At 72.1% G+C, this 16,936-nt stretch carries 15 protein-coding genes; 9 read left to right on the top strand and 6 right to left on the bottom strand.

Annotated features, from left to right (window positions below; all coding sequences use genetic code 11):
- Window positions 1-8 precede the first annotated feature (8 nt).
- From FV233_RS16255 to FV233_RS30375, 3 genes are all read right to left on the bottom strand, one after another.
- Window positions 9-3,353 carry a hypothetical protein gene (locus FV233_RS16255; protein WP_147898055.1) on the bottom strand — a complete coding sequence of 1,115 codons (3,345 nt, stop codon included), beginning with the start codon at window positions 3,351-3,353 and terminating at the stop codon, window positions 9-11.
- A gap of 139 nt (window positions 3,354-3,492) precedes the next feature.
- Window positions 3,493-4,173 carry an invasion associated locus B family protein gene (locus FV233_RS16250; RefSeq protein WP_147898054.1) on the bottom strand — a complete coding sequence of 227 codons (681 nt, stop codon included), beginning with the start codon at window positions 4,171-4,173 and terminating at the stop codon, window positions 3,493-3,495.
- 101 nt (window positions 4,174-4,274) lie between these two features.
- Window positions 4,275-4,451 carry a hypothetical protein gene (locus FV233_RS30375; RefSeq protein WP_187278125.1) on the bottom strand — a complete coding sequence of 59 codons (177 nt, stop codon included), beginning with the start codon at window positions 4,449-4,451 and terminating at the stop codon, window positions 4,275-4,277.
- Between the two features lie 374 nt (window positions 4,452-4,825).
- Here FV233_RS30375 and FV233_RS16245 point away from each other — a divergent pair, with 374 nt between their 5' ends.
- Window positions 4,826-6,271, top strand: coding sequence for a saccharopine dehydrogenase NADP-binding domain-containing protein (locus tag FV233_RS16245; RefSeq protein ID WP_147898053.1), 1,446 nt, complete (start codon window positions 4,826-4,828; stop codon window positions 6,269-6,271).
- Window positions 6,272-6,438: 167 nt separating this feature from the next.
- Here the strand turns inward: FV233_RS16245 and FV233_RS16240 are convergent, their stop codons facing one another.
- The 3 genes from FV233_RS16240 to FV233_RS16230 form a co-directional block, all read right to left on the bottom strand.
- Window positions 6,439-7,323 (bottom strand): transporter, encoded by an 885-nt coding sequence (locus FV233_RS16240; RefSeq protein ID WP_147898052.1) that lies wholly within the window; start codon window positions 7,321-7,323, stop codon window positions 6,439-6,441.
- A gap of 174 nt (window positions 7,324-7,497) precedes the next feature.
- The gene (locus tag FV233_RS16235) at window positions 7,498-8,343 is read right to left on the bottom strand and encodes a metallophosphoesterase (protein WP_147898051.1); all 846 of its coding nucleotides are present in this window, start codon (window positions 8,341-8,343) and stop codon (window positions 7,498-7,500) included.
- A gap of 8 nt (window positions 8,344-8,351) precedes the next feature.
- Window positions 8,352-8,972, bottom strand: a complete 621-nt coding sequence (locus tag FV233_RS16230) for a cation transporter (RefSeq protein ID WP_147898050.1) — start codon at window positions 8,970-8,972, stop codon at window positions 8,352-8,354.
- Between the two features lie 178 nt (window positions 8,973-9,150).
- Here FV233_RS16230 and croR point away from each other — a divergent pair, with 178 nt between their 5' ends.
- From croR to crtI (FV233_RS16190), 8 genes are all read left to right on the top strand, one after another.
- Window positions 9,151-9,624 carry a 3-hydroxybutyryl-CoA dehydratase gene (croR, locus tag FV233_RS16225; protein WP_147857469.1) on the top strand — a complete coding sequence of 158 codons (474 nt, stop codon included), beginning with the start codon at window positions 9,151-9,153 and terminating at the stop codon, window positions 9,622-9,624.
- Between the two features lies 1 nt (window position 9,625).
- Entirely contained in the window at window positions 9,626-10,471 is an 846-nt protein-coding gene (locus FV233_RS16220; RefSeq protein ID WP_147898049.1) for an RNA methyltransferase, read from the top strand.
- Between the two features lie 115 nt (window positions 10,472-10,586).
- Window positions 10,587-12,176 carry a phytoene desaturase family protein gene (gene crtI, locus FV233_RS16215; protein WP_147898048.1) on the top strand — a complete coding sequence of 530 codons (1,590 nt, stop codon included), beginning with the start codon at window positions 10,587-10,589 and terminating at the stop codon, window positions 12,174-12,176.
- Window positions 12,177-12,247: 71 nt separating this feature from the next.
- Window positions 12,248-12,619 (top strand): DUF2141 domain-containing protein, encoded by a 372-nt coding sequence (locus tag FV233_RS16210; protein ID WP_147898063.1) that lies wholly within the window; start codon window positions 12,248-12,250, stop codon window positions 12,617-12,619.
- A gap of 4 nt (window positions 12,620-12,623) precedes the next feature.
- The gene (locus tag FV233_RS16205) at window positions 12,624-13,604 is read left to right on the top strand and encodes an ABC transporter ATP-binding protein (protein WP_147898047.1); all 981 of its coding nucleotides are present in this window, start codon (window positions 12,624-12,626) and stop codon (window positions 13,602-13,604) included.
- On the top strand, window positions 13,601-14,809 hold the full coding sequence (locus tag FV233_RS16200) for an ABC transporter permease (RefSeq protein ID WP_147898046.1): 1,209 nt from the start codon (window positions 13,601-13,603) through the stop codon (window positions 14,807-14,809). The genes FV233_RS16205 and FV233_RS16200 overlap by 4 nt, the downstream gene beginning before the upstream one ends.
- Window positions 14,810-14,915: 106 nt before the next feature.
- Window positions 14,916-15,758: a type 1 glutamine amidotransferase gene (locus FV233_RS16195; protein ID WP_147898045.1), complete on the top strand. Its 843-nt coding sequence runs from the start codon at window positions 14,916-14,918 to the stop codon at window positions 15,756-15,758.
- Window positions 15,759-15,861: 103 nt separating this feature from the next.
- The coding region (crtI, locus tag FV233_RS16190; RefSeq protein WP_147898044.1) for a phytoene desaturase family protein at window positions 15,862-16,936 on the top strand (1,075 nt) is incomplete at its 3' end.

Here is a 16,936-nt window from a genome sequence, read left to right as displayed (position 1 = left end):
CGCGGCCGTCAGCCCGGCGGCGCGCCGGGGGCCTCGGCGCTGCTCTGGCGCTCGCCCGCGATCGCGCCGCGTTCGGGCAGAGCGGTCTCGGGATAGCGCTTGCGGTACTCGGCCAGGAAGGCCGACAGGGTGTCGGCCTTGGTGGCGCGGGCCGCGATGGCGCGGAATTCCGGGGTCTTGGTCGGGTTGGTGCCCGTGAGCAGCGCGAAGGTGCGGGCGTCGGGGCTCTCGGCCATCGCCTCGGAGAACTTCGCCTTCAAGCGCTCCAGCCCGATCGCCTCGCCCGCGAGGTCGTACGCGATGGCGGCCCGCACCGCGTCGGCCCGAGCCTGCGCGTCGAGGGGCCGGCCGGCGCGCCAGGCTTCGCCGAGCAGCGACTCGTGCGATTCGCCGGCCTCGCGCCAGCGGCGGGCGCCCCAGTAGATGTCGGCCCGCAGCCGCTCGATATCCGGGCCGCTCTCGTCCTCGATCGTCTCCAGGGCCAGGTCGGTGCGGGTCAGGTCCGAGAGGGCGCGGGCGCGGACCAGGGCGCGGGCGCGCTTCAGCTCGCCGGGCAGCTCGGGCAGGTTGGTCGCGTCGAGCACCTGCAGCGCCCGCATCGGCTTGTCGTCCATCAGCCGGATCGTGGCGAGCCGGGCCGCCACCGCGGAGCGGGCCGGGCCGGTGAGCCGGTTGTCGATCTGGTACTGGAGCAGGTCGGCGGCCGAATCCAGGAGGTCGAGCCCGACCAGGCGGTCGGCCAGCCGGCGCACCACCTCGTCCCCGCGCCGCCCGATGGGCGCCAACTCGCGGAAATCGAAGTAGAGCGCCACGGCCTCGATCCCGGTGAGCCGGTCGCCCTTGTCGGTGAGATAGAGGTTCTCGAAGGCGGTGCGCACCTCGCGGGAAAGCGCCTGCGTGGCCGTGTCGTTCGGCGCGATAGCGTTCGCCCGGCGCAGGGCCGCGAACGCGTCGCGCCAGCGGCCGGCGTCGAGGTAGAGCCGCGCTAATCCGACCGCAATGCCGGTCTCGGTGGGGCCGCCGTGCCAGGTCAGCGCCAGCCGTTCCAGGCGGTCGATCGCGGCATCCGGCTCGATCTTGCCGGCGGCCCGGGCGAGCAGCGTGCCGCGCAGCTGCGCCTCGGCCGCCACCGGCCGCTGGCCGACTTGCTCCAAGCGGGCATACGCATCGAGCGCCGCGTCGGCCTGACCGGTCGCCTCCGAGACGCGGGCGCGGACCAGGGCGAGCCGATCGCGGATCCAGGGCGGCAGGTGGGCCGCGTCCTCCGCCCGGGCGGCGGCGGTCTCGGCGTCGCCGTTCTCGATCGCCGCCTCCGCGGCCTGGACCCGGATCTGCTGGGCGAGGTCCGTGGGGTAGCCATCGGCCACCGGCAGCGCGTTGGGGAAGCCGGTCTCGGCCGCCTTCCAGTCGCCGAGACCGGCCGACGCCATCGCGCGCCACAGGGCGGCCTCCGGGTCGCTCGCGAGTCGCGGCCCCGACAGGGCCTTCAGGGCCTCGGCGTAGCGGCCGCTGCGCACGAGTGCCAGGCCGCGCAGGATCGCGACGTCGCGCTGGGTGGCGAGCAGCGGATCCTCGGCGGCGGCCGCCTCCAGGGCTGCGAGGCCTTCGAGATCGAAGCCGTTGGCGATGTTGGCGCGGGCGAGCGCGAGGCGCGCCGGGCCGCGCTCGGCCGGGGGCACCATCGCGGCGGTGCCGGCCAAGGTCCGGAGGGTCTCGCGCACGTTCCCGATCCGCGCCTGCTCCCAGGACTCCCGCGCGACCGCGAGGGTGCCGGCTTCGGCCAGGGCGGGATCGGGCTTGCGCGCGGCCGTGGAGGCGGCGAGGCCGCCCTCCCGGCCGATCGTGACCGCGTCGAGCTGGGGCCGTACCGCGAGGTCGTCGGCGCTCGCCAGCACCGCGACGCCGTGCCGGCTCGGCAGGATCTCGAAATCCACGAAGCGGCGGCTCTTCGGATTGCCGATCGCGCGCTGCGCCGCCGAGGCGACCACCGCGATGCGCTCGCCGTCGAGGTCGAGCCACGTGGCCGATCCGGGCCTGGGCAGCGCCAGGGATACGGTGATCCGACCCGACGGATCCGGCTTTCGGACCGGATCGAGCGTGTCGCTCGGGCTCAGCGTGTCGCCGGCCGACAGCTCCCAGGCGGATCCGGTTCCTGTCGTGACGGCGGCCAGATCGACCAGCCGGCCCGGCGGCACCCTGAAGCGCAGGACCGTGACCGGTCCGGTCCGGGTCGGCGCGCCCACGGGTGCGAGGCCCTGGTTGCCCGCCGGGACGGTGACGGGCTCGGCGGTCTCGAACACCAGCGTGGCGACGCCGCCGCGCTCGAACAGGGCGGCGGGCGGCAAGGCCTGGAACGGGAAGACCAGGCCGGAACCGGCCTTGCGAGTCGAGGGCGCCTCGGGGGCGGCGTCCGGGACGGGCGGAGCCTCGGCCTTTCGGGTGGGCTGAGGGGCCGGCACGACGGGTTTGGCGGCGCCGGCATCGGCCGGCCCCGGCACCTCCGCCGCCTTCGATTCCGGCGCCTTGAGAGGCGTGCGGCTCACGACATCGATCGTGTAGGCCCCATCTTCCCGCTCCGTCGTGACGGTGTAGCCCTCGGCGGGAGTCAGCAGGATGCTGGCCGAACTCTCGTCCGACTCGGTGGCGAGCTTGGCGATGCCCGGCCGCGGGCGGCCCCGGGCCTCGGTCGAATCGACCGTCCAGGATCCGGCGACGCGCAGGCGCGTCGTCGCCCCCTCGGCGCTCACGGTCGCCACCGCCTCGTCGGGCAGGCGCAGCGACAGGCGCGTCAGGGTCGGTAGCCGGGCAAGCTCCAGCGCAAGGGGCTTACGCGCCGGCGGAAGCGTGCGCGCCTTCAGGGCTTCCTCGGCCACGCGGGCCCGGCGGGCGAGCTCGGCCACCACCTCGGGGGGCAGCGGCGGCGGCAGGCCCGACCAACCCTCCGGCAGGAGATCGACGAAGACGCGCTCGCCGGCCAGCTGGACGTTGGTTTGGTACGGCCGCTGCAAGGCGACCCGCAGGCCCGACCCGTCGGGGTCGCGCCGGACCATGGACACGAAGGCCGGCATGTCTTCGGCGAGATGCTCGGGGCCGGGGGTTACCCGCTCGCCGTAGCCGAGCAGCAGGATCCCGCCGGCGAGCTTCGCCTTGACGGTGACCGGCTTATCGAAGGTGAGCACGATCCGGCCGTAGCCGCCGGGCCCGCTGCCGGCCTCGCTGCCCTTGGCACCGATCAGCCGCGCGGCGAGCGCCGGGTCGATCGCCGCCAGGAGCGCGAGCACCGGCAGCGACACGCGCAGCAGCCGCGTGCCGAGATATCCGCAGATCCCGGATCGCCTGCCCTCCGAGCCCATCGCCCCGCCGATCCGATCCCGGGCGCGACCCGACCGGGGCCGCGACGTCGGGCGCCACACTGGGACCCACCCTGCGGCACGGCGGCTAACGCTGGCTTAACCGTAAGCCGGGGATTGGCCGGATCCGGTCCGCCCGACGTCAGCCGCCGAGGGCCACGGCGCGGTCGAGGGCCTGCGGGAAGCCTTCGAGGGGCACCGTGATGGTGGCGGGCTCGCTGCCGCTCGATTTCTGGCCGGTCACGAACAGCTTCTTGGCGTTGCGCATGCCGTCGAGCGCCAGGGTCGGGAAGCTGATCGGCACGAGACAGCCGTCGCTCACGCACATGCTGTAGGGTGCGCCCTTGCCGAGGGCCTGCTCGTCGAGCTTGAAGCTCACGCCGGCCTCGATCGACAGGCCGAAGGGCATCAGCACGATGCCTTCCGAGCGGCCGTCGCTCGGAGATTGCAGCTCCAAGCCGAACTTACGCCGGCCGGTCTGCGAATCACCCTGGGATTGCGCGACGATGCAGGTGACCTTCTCGCTCGGGCGTGTGCAGGTCATCGTCCAGTCGCCGTAGCTCTCGCTGACGGTGCTGGCGCCGGTGGGCCAGATCGCGTGCGCTGCGGCAGGCGCGGCCGCGGCAGCAGGCGCGGCGGCAGGCTTGGCCGCCGGCTTGGAAGCGGGCGGTTTCGGCTTGGGTTTAGGCTTGGCCTTCGCCGGCGCGTCGGCAGTGGCGGGTGCCTCGGGCTCGGCATCCTGGGCCCGCGGCGACGCGAACGGGACGGCAAGCAGCAGCGTCGCGGTCAGACTGAAGCGAACGACCGCTCGAAACGTCGACATGGAATCACGATCCCCCAGGGCCATTGACGGCAAAGCCGCCTAACGTCCCAATCGGGGCGAGGCAATCACCCGGCGACGCAGGTCCGTGCTGTCGCCACGTCTCAGAGCGGGTTCGGTCCGCCCGCGGCCTCGGCGAGGGCGCAGCGGCGCGCGAAGGCGGCCTCGGCTCCAGTGCGGACGGCGCGGGCCAGGGAGAAGACGAGGGTGAGGATGCCGGGATCGCGGTCGGCGGTCTCGGCGACCGGGCCGGGAATGCGGGTGGCGATGAAAGCGAGCATGACGACTCCGAAGATCAGGATCCCGGACGTTTCCTCGGCCTCGATTGATTGATCTTGTCGGGAGGCCTTTGCTGCAACGCAATATGAGCCATGCGACCGCCGCCTGCCACACGCCTTTGCGCGCAGGCCACATGCACTGCGAACATGATGCCGACCCGGCGCCATCAAGAGCGCTTTAACCGTCCATGGTGCAGCGCAGTTGACCGTCGTCTGGCGAACGGCCATTGAGCGGCCTTCTCGACGATGGGATTCGGCGAACGCGCCGGCGCAGGCCGCGCGGCGCGTGCCTGTCGCCCCACTGTCACACGCGCGCCATAACCCGCTCGCGAGCCGAACAGCGGACCTCAGGCGTCCGCCAGACAAGGACCTTCCGCATGACCGACCAGCCGTCCCGTCACCCGATCCATGGCCGCATCAGCGGCCCCATCGTGATGATCGGCTTCGGCTCGATCGGCCGGGGCACCCTGCCCCTCATCGAGCGGCACTTCGAATACGACCGCGCCCGCTTCACCGTGATCGACCCCGTCGACACCCACCGGGCGCTCGCCGAGAAGCACGGCCTGCGCTTCGAGAAGGTGGCGCTGACGCGGGAGAACCTGCGCGACGTCCTCACCCCCCTGCTGACCGAGGGCGGCGGCCAGGGCTTCTGCGTGAACCTGTCGGTCGACACCTCGTCGCGGGCCATCATGGAGCTGTGCCGCGAACTCGGCGCCCTCTACATCGACACGGTGGCCGAGCCCTGGCCGGGCTTCTACTTCGACAAGGACCGCAGCCAGGGCGACCGCACCAACTACGCCCTGCGCCAGGACATCCTCGACGCCCGCACCCAGAAGCCGGGCGGCACCACGGCGGTCTCCTGCTGCGGCGCCAATCCCGGGATGGTCTCCTGGTTCGTCAAGCAGGCGCTCCTGAACATCGCCAAGGATACCGGCGTCACCACGCCCGAGCCCAAGTCCCGCGCCGACTGGGCCGACCTGATGAAGACCCTGGGCGTAAAGGGCGTGCACATCGCCGAGCGCGACACCCAGCGCGCCAAGAACCCGAAGCCCCGGGGCGTGTTCGTCAACACCTGGTCGGTCGAGGGCTTCGTCTCGGAGGGCAACCAGCCGGCCGAGCTCGGCTGGGGCACGCACGAGACCTGGATGCCCGCCAACGCGCGCGAGCAGGAGAAGGGCTCGCGCTGCGCGATCTACCTGCTGCAGCCGGGCGCCGACACGCGGGTGCGGAGCTGGGTCCCCACCGCCGGCTCGCAGTTCGGCTTCCTTGTGACCCACAACGAGGCGATCTCGATCGCCGACTACTACACGGTGCGCGAGGGCGATAAGCCGGTCTTCCGCCCGACCTGCCACTACGCCTACCACCCGGCCGACGACGCCGTGCTCTCGCTCCACGAGATGTTCGGCAAGGCCGCCAAGGTTCAGGACGAGCAGCACATCCTCGACGAGACCGAGATCGTCGACGGCATCGACGAGCTGGGCGTGCTGGTCTACGGCCACGCCAAGAACGCCTACTGGTACGGCTCGCAGCTCTCCATCGAGGAGACCCGTCGGATCGCCCCCTACCAGAACGCCACCGGCCTGCAGGTGACCTCGGCGGTGCTCGCCGGCATGGTCTGGGCCCTGGAGAACCCGGAGGCCGGCATCGTCGAGGCCGACGAGATGGATTTCCGCCGCTGCCTAGAGGTCCAGACCCCGTATCTCGGCCCGGTCGTGGGCGTCTACACCGACTGGACCCCGCTCACCGACCGCCCGGGCCTGTTCCCAGAGGACATCGACACCAGCGATCCCTGGCAGTTCCGCAACGTGCTGGTGCACGGCTGACGAGCGCCGGGCCGCGGTCACGTCACCACTGACGGAAGATCTGGGGGCTCACGACGTGCGTCCCCCTTCCCCCCTCAGCGGGGGAGGGAGACGCGCCTGGGTTCGGCGATGGCCCAAATCCGGCAGCGCTCTGTGAACATCGTACCCCGCACAGGACAGCGCCCCGGCTACTCGGCCTGGCGGCGGGTCACCAGCGTGCGGTTCGGCTCGACCTCGTTCGGGTCCTGCTGGTAGAGCGGTACGATCACCCGCAGCCAGCCGCGGGTCTCGCGTCCGCGGTAGTTGCGCTGGGCGACGTCGCGGGTGAGGTAGGCCTGCAGGTTGACCGGCCCGAAATTGTACCCGACCAGGCCGCCCACCGCGATCTGCCCCTGCGGCCGGTAGCTGGACACGCCGGTGGGCAGGTCGCTCGATCCGAACGCGACGGCTCCGACCTGCCACTTGCCGAACCTCTTCGCCGCGGTCAGGTCGAGGTTCAGGTAGTCCGGATAGAGGGCGCCGAAGGGCGAGCGCGTCTCGAGGAAGATCCCGTGGAGCAGGTTCGCCGTCAGGTTCCAATCCTGGCCGGTGTAGCTGATCGCGAATCGATGGGTCAGCGACGCAGACTGGGTCAAGAAGCGCGTCTCGATCGGCAGGTAACCGCCGAAGAAATAGCTGACGCCGACATCGTGGCCGAGATCCCAGGCGAGCTGGGCCGCCAGCAGCGGCTGGCCGATGCCGCTCTGGTAGGGCGCGCCCTGGAGGGTGGCGGCCACCACCGGCTGGGTGACGAAGAACTGCAGGCGCCCGCCCGCGATGTCCCACGGCGTCGCCCACGCGAAGGTCGGCAGGTTGACGTTCGTCGCGGTGTCGCCCGGCCGCGCGCTGCGCGTGCCGAAGCTCGACAGGTTCACGAAGTACAATCCTACGGGGAGCTGCGCACCCACCGGCAGGCCGATCGTCTGCCCGGGCTGGGCCGCGGAAGCAGCGTATGCGGGTGCCGCCGCCCCCACGCTGTAGACGGCAAGTGCAGCCGACGCGATCCCGCGTAATCCCAGGCCAAATCCGGTCATTATAACCCCGATTCAGAGCCCCGGAACGCGGGGCTGATCAGGGTAGGACGATCCGTCGAACCGCCTGCATCCCGGCTCTACGGCCAAGCCGTGCGGAACGACACGCACTCGACATGCGCGGCCTCTTGGCCGGGACTAAATCGGCCGCACCCGTTTTCGGCCATCGCGGTCGCGCTATTCGACCGTCACGCTGAAATCCGCCCGATAGCCCTGGCCCTCGACCGGGTTGGAGACCCAGCGGCAGCGGCCGATCCGCAGGTCATGGCCCGCGTGGAAATGGCCCGAGATCCACGCTTCCGGCCGCGCGGCATCGGGGAGGTCGTCCAGCGCGGTGCTGGCGTAGAAGGCCGGCACCCACCAGGGCACGCCGGGCTGGTCCCGGTACCGGTCCGCCGCCAGGGGGCTGGCCGGATGGTGGGTGACCACCACGGTCGGGCCATCGTGCGGTCGGGCGAGCGCGGCGTGCAGCGCCTCCCGCTCCCGGACATGCGCCGCCATGGCGTCGGCGGGCTGCCAGGCGGCACCGTCGGCCTTGCGGATCGATCCGAGATATTCCCGGGAGCCCGTCACCGGATCGGTCATGCGCGCGGCCGCGAAGGCGATCGGATCGTCCGGGCGCCCGGGCGCGTCCGCGGCGAGCCAGCGGCCGGCGAGGCGCCAGTCGCTCCACAGGGTCGTGCCGACGAAGCGCACGCCGTCGATCACGCAGGCCTCGGCGCCCTGGAGCAGGTGGATGCGGGCGCCGAGGGCGTTCACCCGGGCGACCTCCGCCTCCAGAGCGGCCAGGAGTTCCGGCGCGGTGCGCGGGTCGCCGGTGGGCGCGTAGCGCTCATGGTTGCCCGGCACCAGGACGATCGGCCTGCCCTGCGCCAGGTGGATCAGAGCCGCCAGCCCCCGCTCGGGATGCCCCTCGTAGAGGTCCCCCGGGCAGGCGAGCAGGTCGAACGGCGCCTCGGGCAGCGCGATCAGGTCGAGCCGCCGCCGCTCCAGATGGAGATCGGAGATGGGGAAGATGCGCATGGAGATGCCTATTTCGCAGCCGCCCGGCGCTCGGCCGCGGCGGCCCGGAAGATGTCGGCGGCGGAATCGGCGTTCAGGATCGCGATGCCGGCCGCCGCGACGAGGTCCGGCCAGGGGCTCGGCTGGAGGGCGGTGACCAGCCCGGCCGCGATGATCGCCAGGTTGGCGTAGGCGTCGTTGCGGGCCGAGAGATAGGCCGCGCGGGTCAGGCTGCCCGAGCCGGACCGGTGCCGGGCGAGCATCAGCGCGCAGGTGAGGTTCACCGCGAGCGCGCCGAGGCCGGTCAGCGTCAGCGGCAGGGCCGCCGGGGGAACGAAGTCTGCGAATTTTTCATAGGCGGCGTAGGCGGTCGCCAGGGCCGGCACGAGCAGGATGAACGCCATCGCGGTGCCGAGCCGCGCGCGGTTGCGCGCGCTCCAGGACAGGCCGGCGAAGATCAGCAGGTTGATCGCCGCGTCTTCCAGGAAATCGAGGCTGTCGGCGATGAGCGCCACGGATCCGATGGCGAGCGCCACCGCGATCTCGATGCCGAAATAGCCGAGGTTGAGCGCCGCCACGCGGGCGACGACCGGGCGCAGGGCGGGCGGCTCGGGACGGGCGGCGGGTTCAGCGGTCACGGGGCGCGTCATCGCCGAGTGCGGCGCGCCTGTCGAGCCGCTGTTGAGAAAACCCTGTCCGCGCCTCAAGAAAGTTCACGGATCTTGCGCCTTCGTCCGGGTGGATTCGGCGGCGCGATCGTGCGACGCGGTCTTGTTGAGCCGGCCGCGCCAGAGTTGCGACCGGCCGGAACCGGAGGTCTGCCGAGCCATGCTGCCCGAATTGCGCGTGCTCTATTTCGAGGATCTCGAGGTCGGGTTGTCGGAAACCCTCTCGAAGACCATCGCGTCCTCCGACGTCGTCGGATTCGCCGAGATCACCGGCGATCGCAACCCGATCCACCTGTCCGAGCACTTCGCCGCCCGCACGCCGTTCGGCACCCGCATCGCCCACGGCCTGTATACGGCCGGGCTGATCTCGGCGGTGCTCGGCACCCGCCTGCCGGGTCCGGGGGCCGTTTATATCTCGCAGACCCTCAACTTTCGCGCGCCGGTGCGCATCGGCGACATCGTCGACGTCACCGTCACGGTCGCCGAGCTGATGCCGGAGCGGCGCCGGGCCCGCCTCGCCTGCCGCTGCTCGGTGGCCGGGGAGACCGTCCTCGACGGCGAGGCGCTGGTGAAGGTGCCGACCAAGGCCGAGGCCGACCCGCTGGCCGTCCGCGCCGAGCGCAAGCAGAGCTGACATGGGCGGGGCCGGGGAGACGGTCGCCGCGGAGACCGTCGCGGACCCGGACGACCCGCGCCTCGAACCCTACACGAAGATGCGGGAGCGCGACCTCGTCGGCCGCTCCCGGCGCTTCATCGCCGAGGGCGAGGTCACCCTGCGGCTGCTGCTCGGCCCGCGGGCCCGGTTCCGGGCGGAATCGATCCTGCTCGCCCCGGAGCGCTGGCCGGGCCTCGCCCCGGACGTGGCCGCCTGCCCGGACAGGCCGCCGGTCTATCTCGCCGCCAAGGCGGTGATGAGCACCGTGACCGGCTTCCCGATCCATCGTGGCGTTCTGGCGGTGGGCCTGCGCGGATCGGAGCCCGACCCCGCCGACCTCGTGCCGCCCGCCCCCGCTCCGGCGCTGGTGCTCGGGCTGGCTGGCCTTACCAATCACGACAATGTCGGCGCCGCCTTCCGCAACGCCGCCGCCTTCGGGGCCGACGCGGTGCTGCTGGATGCCGCCAGCTGCGATCCGCTCTACCGCAAGAGCATCCGGGTCTCCGCCGGCGCCGCGCTGATCCAGCCCTTCGCGCGGCTCACCCCCGGGCAGGACTGGCTGGCGCTCGCCCGCGCGCTCGACCTCGAAGCCCTGGCGCTCAGCCCCGGGGCGACCGAATCGCTGGACGCCATCCCCGCGCCCACCCGCGTTCTGCTGATCCTCGGGACCGAGGGACCGGGCCTCGATGCGTCCACGCTCGGCCGGGCCCGCCCGGTGCGGATCCCGATGGCCCCGGGCTTCGATTCGCTCAACGTCGCCACCGCCGCGGGGCTCGCCCTGCAGGCGATCGCCCGCGGCCAGGGACGGCTCGTCACCGCCGGTTGAGGCCGTCCCTTTCCGTCCGGCTCCGAACGCGCGACAAAGGGCTGCAATTGCCGTGGAGCGTTGCGAGGCTAGCTTGGCCGATAAGGTTCGCGGGTTGCGAGGGGAGTCGTCGGCGTTGCTTCAGTCTGGGGATGGTTTGCGAGCGCTGACCGGACGCCGTGTGGCCGTGGTCGGCGCCGGTCCCGGCGGCTTGGCCTCGGCCCTGCTCCTGGCACGCGCCGGGATCCACGTGACGCTGTTCGAGAAGGACGCGCAGGTCGGCGGCCGCACGAAGACCGTCACCGCGCCTGGCGGCTACAAGTTCGATATCGGCCCGACCTTCTTCCTCTATCCCCAGATCCTCGCGGACATCTTCACGAGTTGCGGCGAGCGTCTCGAGGACCACGTCAAGCTCGAGCGGCTCGATCCGCAGTACCATCTGGTGTTCGAGGGCGAGGACGGGATCACGGGCACGATCCGCGCCACCGGCGACATCGCCCGGATGGAGACGGAAATCGCCCGCCTGGCGCCCGACGACGCGAAGAACGTCAAGACCTTCTTCAGCGAGAACCGGACGAAGCTGGACTATTTCAAGCCGATCCTCCAGCAGGCCTTCCATACCCTGCGCAGCATGGCGAGCCCGGCGATGCTCGCCGCCCTGCCGCACCTGCATCCCGGCCGCAGCGTCGACCGCGACCTGAAGCGCTATTTCGCGGATCCGCGGGTGCGCCTCGCCTTCTCGTTCCAGACCAAATACCTCGGCATGTCGCCGTTCCGCTGCCCGAGCCTGTTCACGATCCTGTCGTTCCTCGAATACGAGCACGGGGTCTACCACCCGGTCGGCGGCTGCGGCGCGGTCTCCGAGGCGATGGCCGGCCTTGCCGGACGCATGGGCGTCGATCTCCGGCTCAATGCCAACGTCGAGCGCGTGGTGTTCGACGGCAAGCGCGCCAGCGGCGTGGTGGTGGACGGCGAGACTTTCAACGCCGACGCGGTGCTGATCAACGGCGACTTCGCCAAGGTGGTGCGCGCCCTGGTCCCGGAGCGGCACCGCCCGCGCTGGCGGGACGCCAAGATCCACAAGGCCCGGCTCTCCTGCTCGACCTTCATGCTGTATCTCGGCATCGAAGGGAAAGTGCCGGACAGCCTGGGGCACCACACGATCCTCCTGGCCGACGGCTACGAGCGCAACATCCGGGAGATCACCGAGGGGACGCTGCCGATGCAGCCCTCCCTCTACGTCCAGCATGCCGGCTATACCGATGGCGGCATGGCGCCGGCGGGGCACACCGCCCTCTACGTCCTGGTGCCGGTGCCGAACCTCAAGGCCGGGATCGACTGGGCGGCGACCCGGGAGCGCTACCGCGCCCTGATCCTGGAGCGGCTGAAGCGGCTGGGCCTGGAGGACATCGAGTCCCGGATCCGCTACGAGCGGATCATCGACCCGACCCAGTGGGAAGAGGACTTCGCGGTCCACGAGGGCGCCACCTTCAACCTCGCCCACGACCTGATGCAGATGCTGTACTTCCGGCCGCACAACCGCTTCGGGCCGGGGCTCTACATCGTCGGCGGCGGCACCCATCCGGGCTCCGGCCTGCCGGTGATCTACGAGGGTGCTCGCATCACCGCGCGGCTGCTGATCGAGGAGCTGGCCGGTGCCCGCGCCGCCGCCCAGGCCGGCATCCCCGACACGGCGCCGCTGGCGACCTCCGGCGAGGCTTCGTGATCGGCGCGCCGGACCGGGTGACGCTGACGGCGGGTCTCTGCGCCCTCGCTGTGGTGTTCGGGTCGGCTGCGATGGCCGCGACCCTGCAGGTGGAGGTCGACGGCATCGAACCCGGCGGCGGCCCGGTCCGGGTAGCCCTGTGTCAGGGCGGCTTGTCCGAACCGTTCTGTACCCGAGGCGACGAAGCCTCGGCCGCCGGGGGCCGGGCGCTGTTCACCTTCCGGGATCTGGCCCCGGGCGCCTACGCGGTGGCGGCCTTCCAGGATGGCAACGGCAACGGCCGGCTCGACCGGACCGGGCTCGGCCTGCCGCTCGAGCCCTACGGCTTCTCCGGCGCCGTCGCGCGCCGGGGGCGGCCGGACTTCTCCGACGCGGCGTTCGCGTTGCAGGAGCCCGGCGCCGCCGTGCGGGTACGGCTCGCCCGCGCCCTGCCGCGGCGGTGACGGGGTGGACGGCAACCTCGTAAGGATCGCGGGTGTCGGCCTCGACCTGCGCGGGCGGCGGGTGCTGGAACAGGTCGATCTCGACCTCGACGCGGCCGAGACCCTGGCGCTGCTCGGCCCGAACGGGGCCGGCAAGTCCTCGCTGATGCGTCTCGTGGCGGGCCGCCTCGCGCCCAGCGCCGGGACCGTACGGGTGGCCGGCGCGGACCCGTTCCGAGCGGGCGGCGCCCGCCGGAGCATCGGCTGGGTCCCCCAGGAGATCGCCCTCTACCCCCGCCTCACGGTCGCCGAGAACCTGGGCGTCTTCGGCCAGCTCGCGGGCGTGGCCCGGCGCGACCGGCGGGAGGCCGTCGCGGCGGCGCTGGAGATGGCCGACATCGCCGACGTGGCGCATCGCCCGGTGGGAATCCTGTCCGGCGGCTACCGGCGCCGGGTCAACATCGCGGCGAGCCTGATGAACCGGCCCAGCCTCGTGCTGCTCGATGAGCCGACGAGCGGCGTCGACCTCGCCGCCCGGGCGGCGATCCACGCGGTCCTGGACCGGTTGAAGGCGGCCGGCACCGCGATCCTGATCGCCACCCACGATTTCGCCGAGGCCGAGCGGCTCGCCTCCCGGGTCGCGTTCCTGGCGCAAGGGCGGATCGTGCGCGCCGGGCGTCTCGCCGACCTGCTGGCGCAGCTGCGGGTCGGCGCGCCGGAACGGGAGCTGAGCCTCGCCCTCCCGGCGGATGCGGTCGCGGAGACCGTGCTGCGCCGCGGCGGCTTCGTGCCCGCCGAGCCGGACGGGCTGGTCTGGCGCTCGGTCGAGCGTTCCGGCCTCGACGGCGCCGCCCTGCTGGGGGCGCTTCGGGCGCAGGGGGTTCCGGTGGCCGAGGTGCGGGTCCGCGCCCCGCGGCTGGAGGCCCTGTATCTCGACGCGATCCGGCCCCGGGACGTCGCGGACCGCGCAGCCTCCGAGCCGCGCCGGGCGGGGGCCGCCGGATGATCGGCGCCGCGTTCCGGGTGATGGCGTTGAGCCTCCTGCGCGACCGCGCCGCGCTGGTGATGGCTTTCGTGCTACCCACCGTGATCTTCTCGATCTTCGCAGCGATCTTCTCCGGGGCGACCGGCGACCGGATCCGCATACATCTCGGGCTCGCCGACTTCGCCCGGACGGCGGCGACGCAGCGCCTTGCCGACGCCCTCGTGGCCGACCCGTCCCTGCGCGTCACCCGCCTGCCGGCAACCGATCTGGCGGAGGTGACCCGGGCGGTGCGCTCCGGCGCGGTCGACGTGGCCCTGGCGCTCCGGGGCGACCTGATCGCCGCCCCGGCGGATGCCCCGCCCGGCCCCGCCGACCAGCCCGTGGTGCTGGTCGAGAACCCCGCCAAGGCGCTCGCGACCCCGATCGCGCTGGGCCAGCTGCAGCGCGTGCTGAACGAGGCGCTGCCCGACGTCGTGCTCTCGCGCATCGTCGCCGACGTGGAGCGCACCGGAAAGATCGGCCCGGACGAGCGGCGCTTCCTCGACGAGGCCTTCGCCGAGCAGCGCGCCAGGAAGGAGCCGTTCAGCTTCGCCTCGCTGGTCGAGCGCCGGAGCACCGCCGCCGGCACCGCCAATGCCCGGGTCAGCTATTACGCCGGCGCGATCACCGCGGTGTTCCTGCTGTTTGCCGCGATGCAGGGGGCGCTCTCGCTGGTCGAGGAGCGGGAAACCGGCATCGCCGAGCGCCTGATGGCCGGACCCGGCGGCCTGCCGGTGGTCGTGCTCGGCAAGTTCGGGTTTCTGACGCTGCAGGGCATGGTCCAGGCCGGGCTGATCTTCCTGGCGGCCGGGCTGCTCTACGGCGTCGAGATCGGCCCGCATTGGGGCGCCTTCCTCACCGCCTGCCTGCTGGTCTCGGCCATGGCTGCGGGACTGGCGCTCGCCGCCTGCGCCCTGGCCGCCTCACGCCAGCAGGCCCACCTCGCCTCGACCTTCGGGGTGCTGCTGCTTTCGGCCGTCGGCGGCTCGATGGTGCCGCGCTTCCTGATGCCGCCGTGGCTGCAACAAGCCGGCTGGCTCACCCCGAACGCCTGGGCGATCGAGGCCTATCAGAACGCCCTGGGCGAGGGCTTCGGCTCCGCCGTGCCGGCCTTCGCGGTGTTGGCGGCGCTGACGCTCGGTGGGCTGGGGCTGGCGCTCGGCCTGGTGTCGCGGCGGACCGTCTGATCCGCCCACGACGCCGCGACGATCCGCTCCGCACCTGCGACCAGCCGTCCCCGGACAAGGCGGGGCCGTTCGGGCAGGGTCCGCACCCGTACAAAGTGAGAACGCCATGCTCCGCCTGCTCATCGCCGACGGCAACGATCGGGCCGCCCGCGGGCGGCATGTCGCGGCGACGGGCCGGACCTCGGCCGAATCCTACGCCGTGGTGGTCCACGACTTCGCCCCCGAGACGGCGTGTCGATTCCTCAACCCGGCCGATGCCGACGCGGACCTGCCGCAGGACCTGTCGGATTTCGACGGGCTGATCTTCACCGGCTCGACCCTGAAGGTCTCCGAGGGCACGCCGGCGGTGACCCGCCAGCTCGATCTGATGCGGGCGGCCCTGGAGGCGGGGCTCGCGGTGTTCGGATCCTGCTGGGGCGTGCAGGTCGCCGCCACCGTGGCCGGTGGGCACGCGGCCGAGAATCCGCGCGGACCGGAATACGGCTTCGCCCGGGCGATCACCCCAACCCAGGAAGGCCGGAGCCATCCGCTGCTGGCCGGCCGCCCGGCGGTCTGGGACGCGCCCGCGATCCACTCGGACGCGGTTCTCGAGCCGCCCCCGGGGGCGCGGGTACTGGCGGGAAACCGGGTCCTGGGCGTCCAGGCCATCGAGATCCGGCACGGGGCCGGCTGGTTCTGGGGCACGCAGTACCACCCCGAACTCGACCTCGAGGAGGTCGCCGCGATGCTGCGCCTCTGCGACACCGCGATCGTCGAGGCCGGCTTCGCCGCGGACCCGGACGCGGTGGCGGCCTATGCCGACGAGATCGCAGGCCTTCAGGGCGACGATTTCGAGGCCGCGCGGCGCCTCGCTTGGCGCCACGGCCTCGGCCCGGAGGTGCTCGACGCGCCCCTGCGCCGTCGCGAGATCGGTAACTTCCTGGCCCAGCTGTCCCCAAACGAGGCCTGACAGGCCGGTACCGCGACCGGGTGGCGCGTTGACCCGCGAGGCCTCGCGTCTAGCTTCGCAATGCGGGCAACGCTCTGACGGGCCCGGGGAGCGACCTATCAGGATGAGTCAGGATTCGACGGTCGCCGTGATCGGCAGCGGGCTCGGCGGACTCGCGGCCGCGTGCGTGGCTGCGGCACGCGGCCACCGCGTCACGGTCTACGACAAGAACGGCTGGCTCGGCGGCAAGGCGGCGGTGCTGCACGAAGGCGGCTTCCGCTTCGACATGGGCCCGACCATCCTCACGGTGCCGCGGGTGCTGGAACGGATCTTCACCGAGGCCGGCCGCTCGGTCCACGATTACATGGACCTGCGCCGCCTCGACCCGCAATGGCGCTGCTTCTTCGACGACGGCTCCCGCATCGACCTGATGCAGGATATCGAGCGGATGGCCGGCGACATGGACCGCTTCGCCCCCGGCAGCGGCGACGGCTACAAGAAGTTCCTTTCCATTTCCGAACATCTCCACGGCGTGTCCGAAAAATTCTTCTTCTGGAAGCCGGTCGAGGATCTGTTCGACACGATCAACATCCGGGCCAACATGAACCCCGGCACCCTGCGCGACGTGCTGTCCCTGCGGATGCACGCCTCGGTCGCCTCGACGATCCGCGGCAAGGTCAAGGATGCGCGCCTCGCGCAGATGCTCGACCACTTCGTGCAATACGTTGGCTCCTCGCCCTACGGGGCGCCGGCGGTGCTCTGCGCCATCGCCCACATGCAGACGGCGGACGGGGTCTGGTACCCGATGGGCGGCACCCGCGCGGTGGCCGAGGGCTTGGCCAAGCTCGCGCAGGAACTCGGTGCGACCTGCAAGACCGACACCGAGGTGACCGGGATCGAGACGGCCAACGGCGCGGTCCGGGGCGTGCGCACCGCCGAGGGCATTACGCCGTTCGACGCCGTGATCTCGAACATGGATTCGGTCCGCACGTACCGCGAGTTGGTGGGTGGCGCCGCCGGCAAGGCCTACGAGAAGAAGAACCCCGAGCCGGCCTGCTCGGGCGTGGTGCTCTATCTCGGCCTGAACAAGCGCTACGAGCACCTGAACCACCACGACTTCGTCTTCTCCCGGGACCCCGAGGAGGAGTTCGACTACATCTACAACAAGGGCGAGCCGGCCCCGGACCCCACCGCCTATC

Origin of the sequence: Methylobacterium sp. WL7, from assembly GCF_008040085.1 — a bacterium.
GTDB lineage: Bacteria > Pseudomonadota > Alphaproteobacteria > Rhizobiales > Beijerinckiaceae > Methylobacterium > Methylobacterium mesophilicum.
Note: the sequence above shows the minus strand (reverse complement) of the source record. Positions and strands in the feature narration are given on the sequence as shown.

Coding starts and splice junctions, on each gene's coding strand:
- FV233_RS16255 (WP_147898055.1), bottom strand. CDS start 3,353: ATGGGCTCGGAGGGCAGGCGATCCGGGATCTGCGGATATCTCGGCACG.
- FV233_RS16250 (WP_147898054.1), bottom strand. CDS start 4,173: ATGTCGACGTTTCGAGCGGTCGTTCGCTTCAGTCTGACCGCGACGCTG.
- FV233_RS30375 (WP_187278125.1), bottom strand. CDS start 4,451: ATGCTCGCTTTCATCGCCACCCGCATTCCCGGCCCGGTCGCCGAGACC.
- FV233_RS16245 (WP_147898053.1), top strand. CDS start 4,826: ATGACCGACCAGCCGTCCCGTCACCCGATCCATGGCCGCATCAGCGGC.
- FV233_RS16240 (WP_147898052.1), bottom strand. CDS start 7,323: ATGACCGGATTTGGCCTGGGATTACGCGGGATCGCGTCGGCTGCACTT.
- FV233_RS16235 (WP_147898051.1), bottom strand. CDS start 8,343: ATGCGCATCTTCCCCATCTCCGATCTCCATCTGGAGCGGCGGCGGCTC.
- FV233_RS16230 (WP_147898050.1), bottom strand. CDS start 8,972: ATGACGCGCCCCGTGACCGCTGAACCCGCCGCCCGTCCCGAGCCGCCC.
- croR (WP_147857469.1), top strand. CDS start 9,151: ATGCTGCCCGAATTGCGCGTGCTCTATTTCGAGGATCTCGAGGTCGGG.
- FV233_RS16220 (WP_147898049.1), top strand. CDS start 9,626: ATGGGCGGGGCCGGGGAGACGGTCGCCGCGGAGACCGTCGCGGACCCG.
- FV233_RS16210 (WP_147898063.1), top strand. CDS start 12,248: ATGGCCGCGACCCTGCAGGTGGAGGTCGACGGCATCGAACCCGGCGGC.
- FV233_RS16200 (WP_147898046.1), top strand. CDS start 13,601: ATGATCGGCGCCGCGTTCCGGGTGATGGCGTTGAGCCTCCTGCGCGAC.
- FV233_RS16195 (WP_147898045.1), top strand. CDS start 14,916: ATGCTCCGCCTGCTCATCGCCGACGGCAACGATCGGGCCGCCCGCGGG.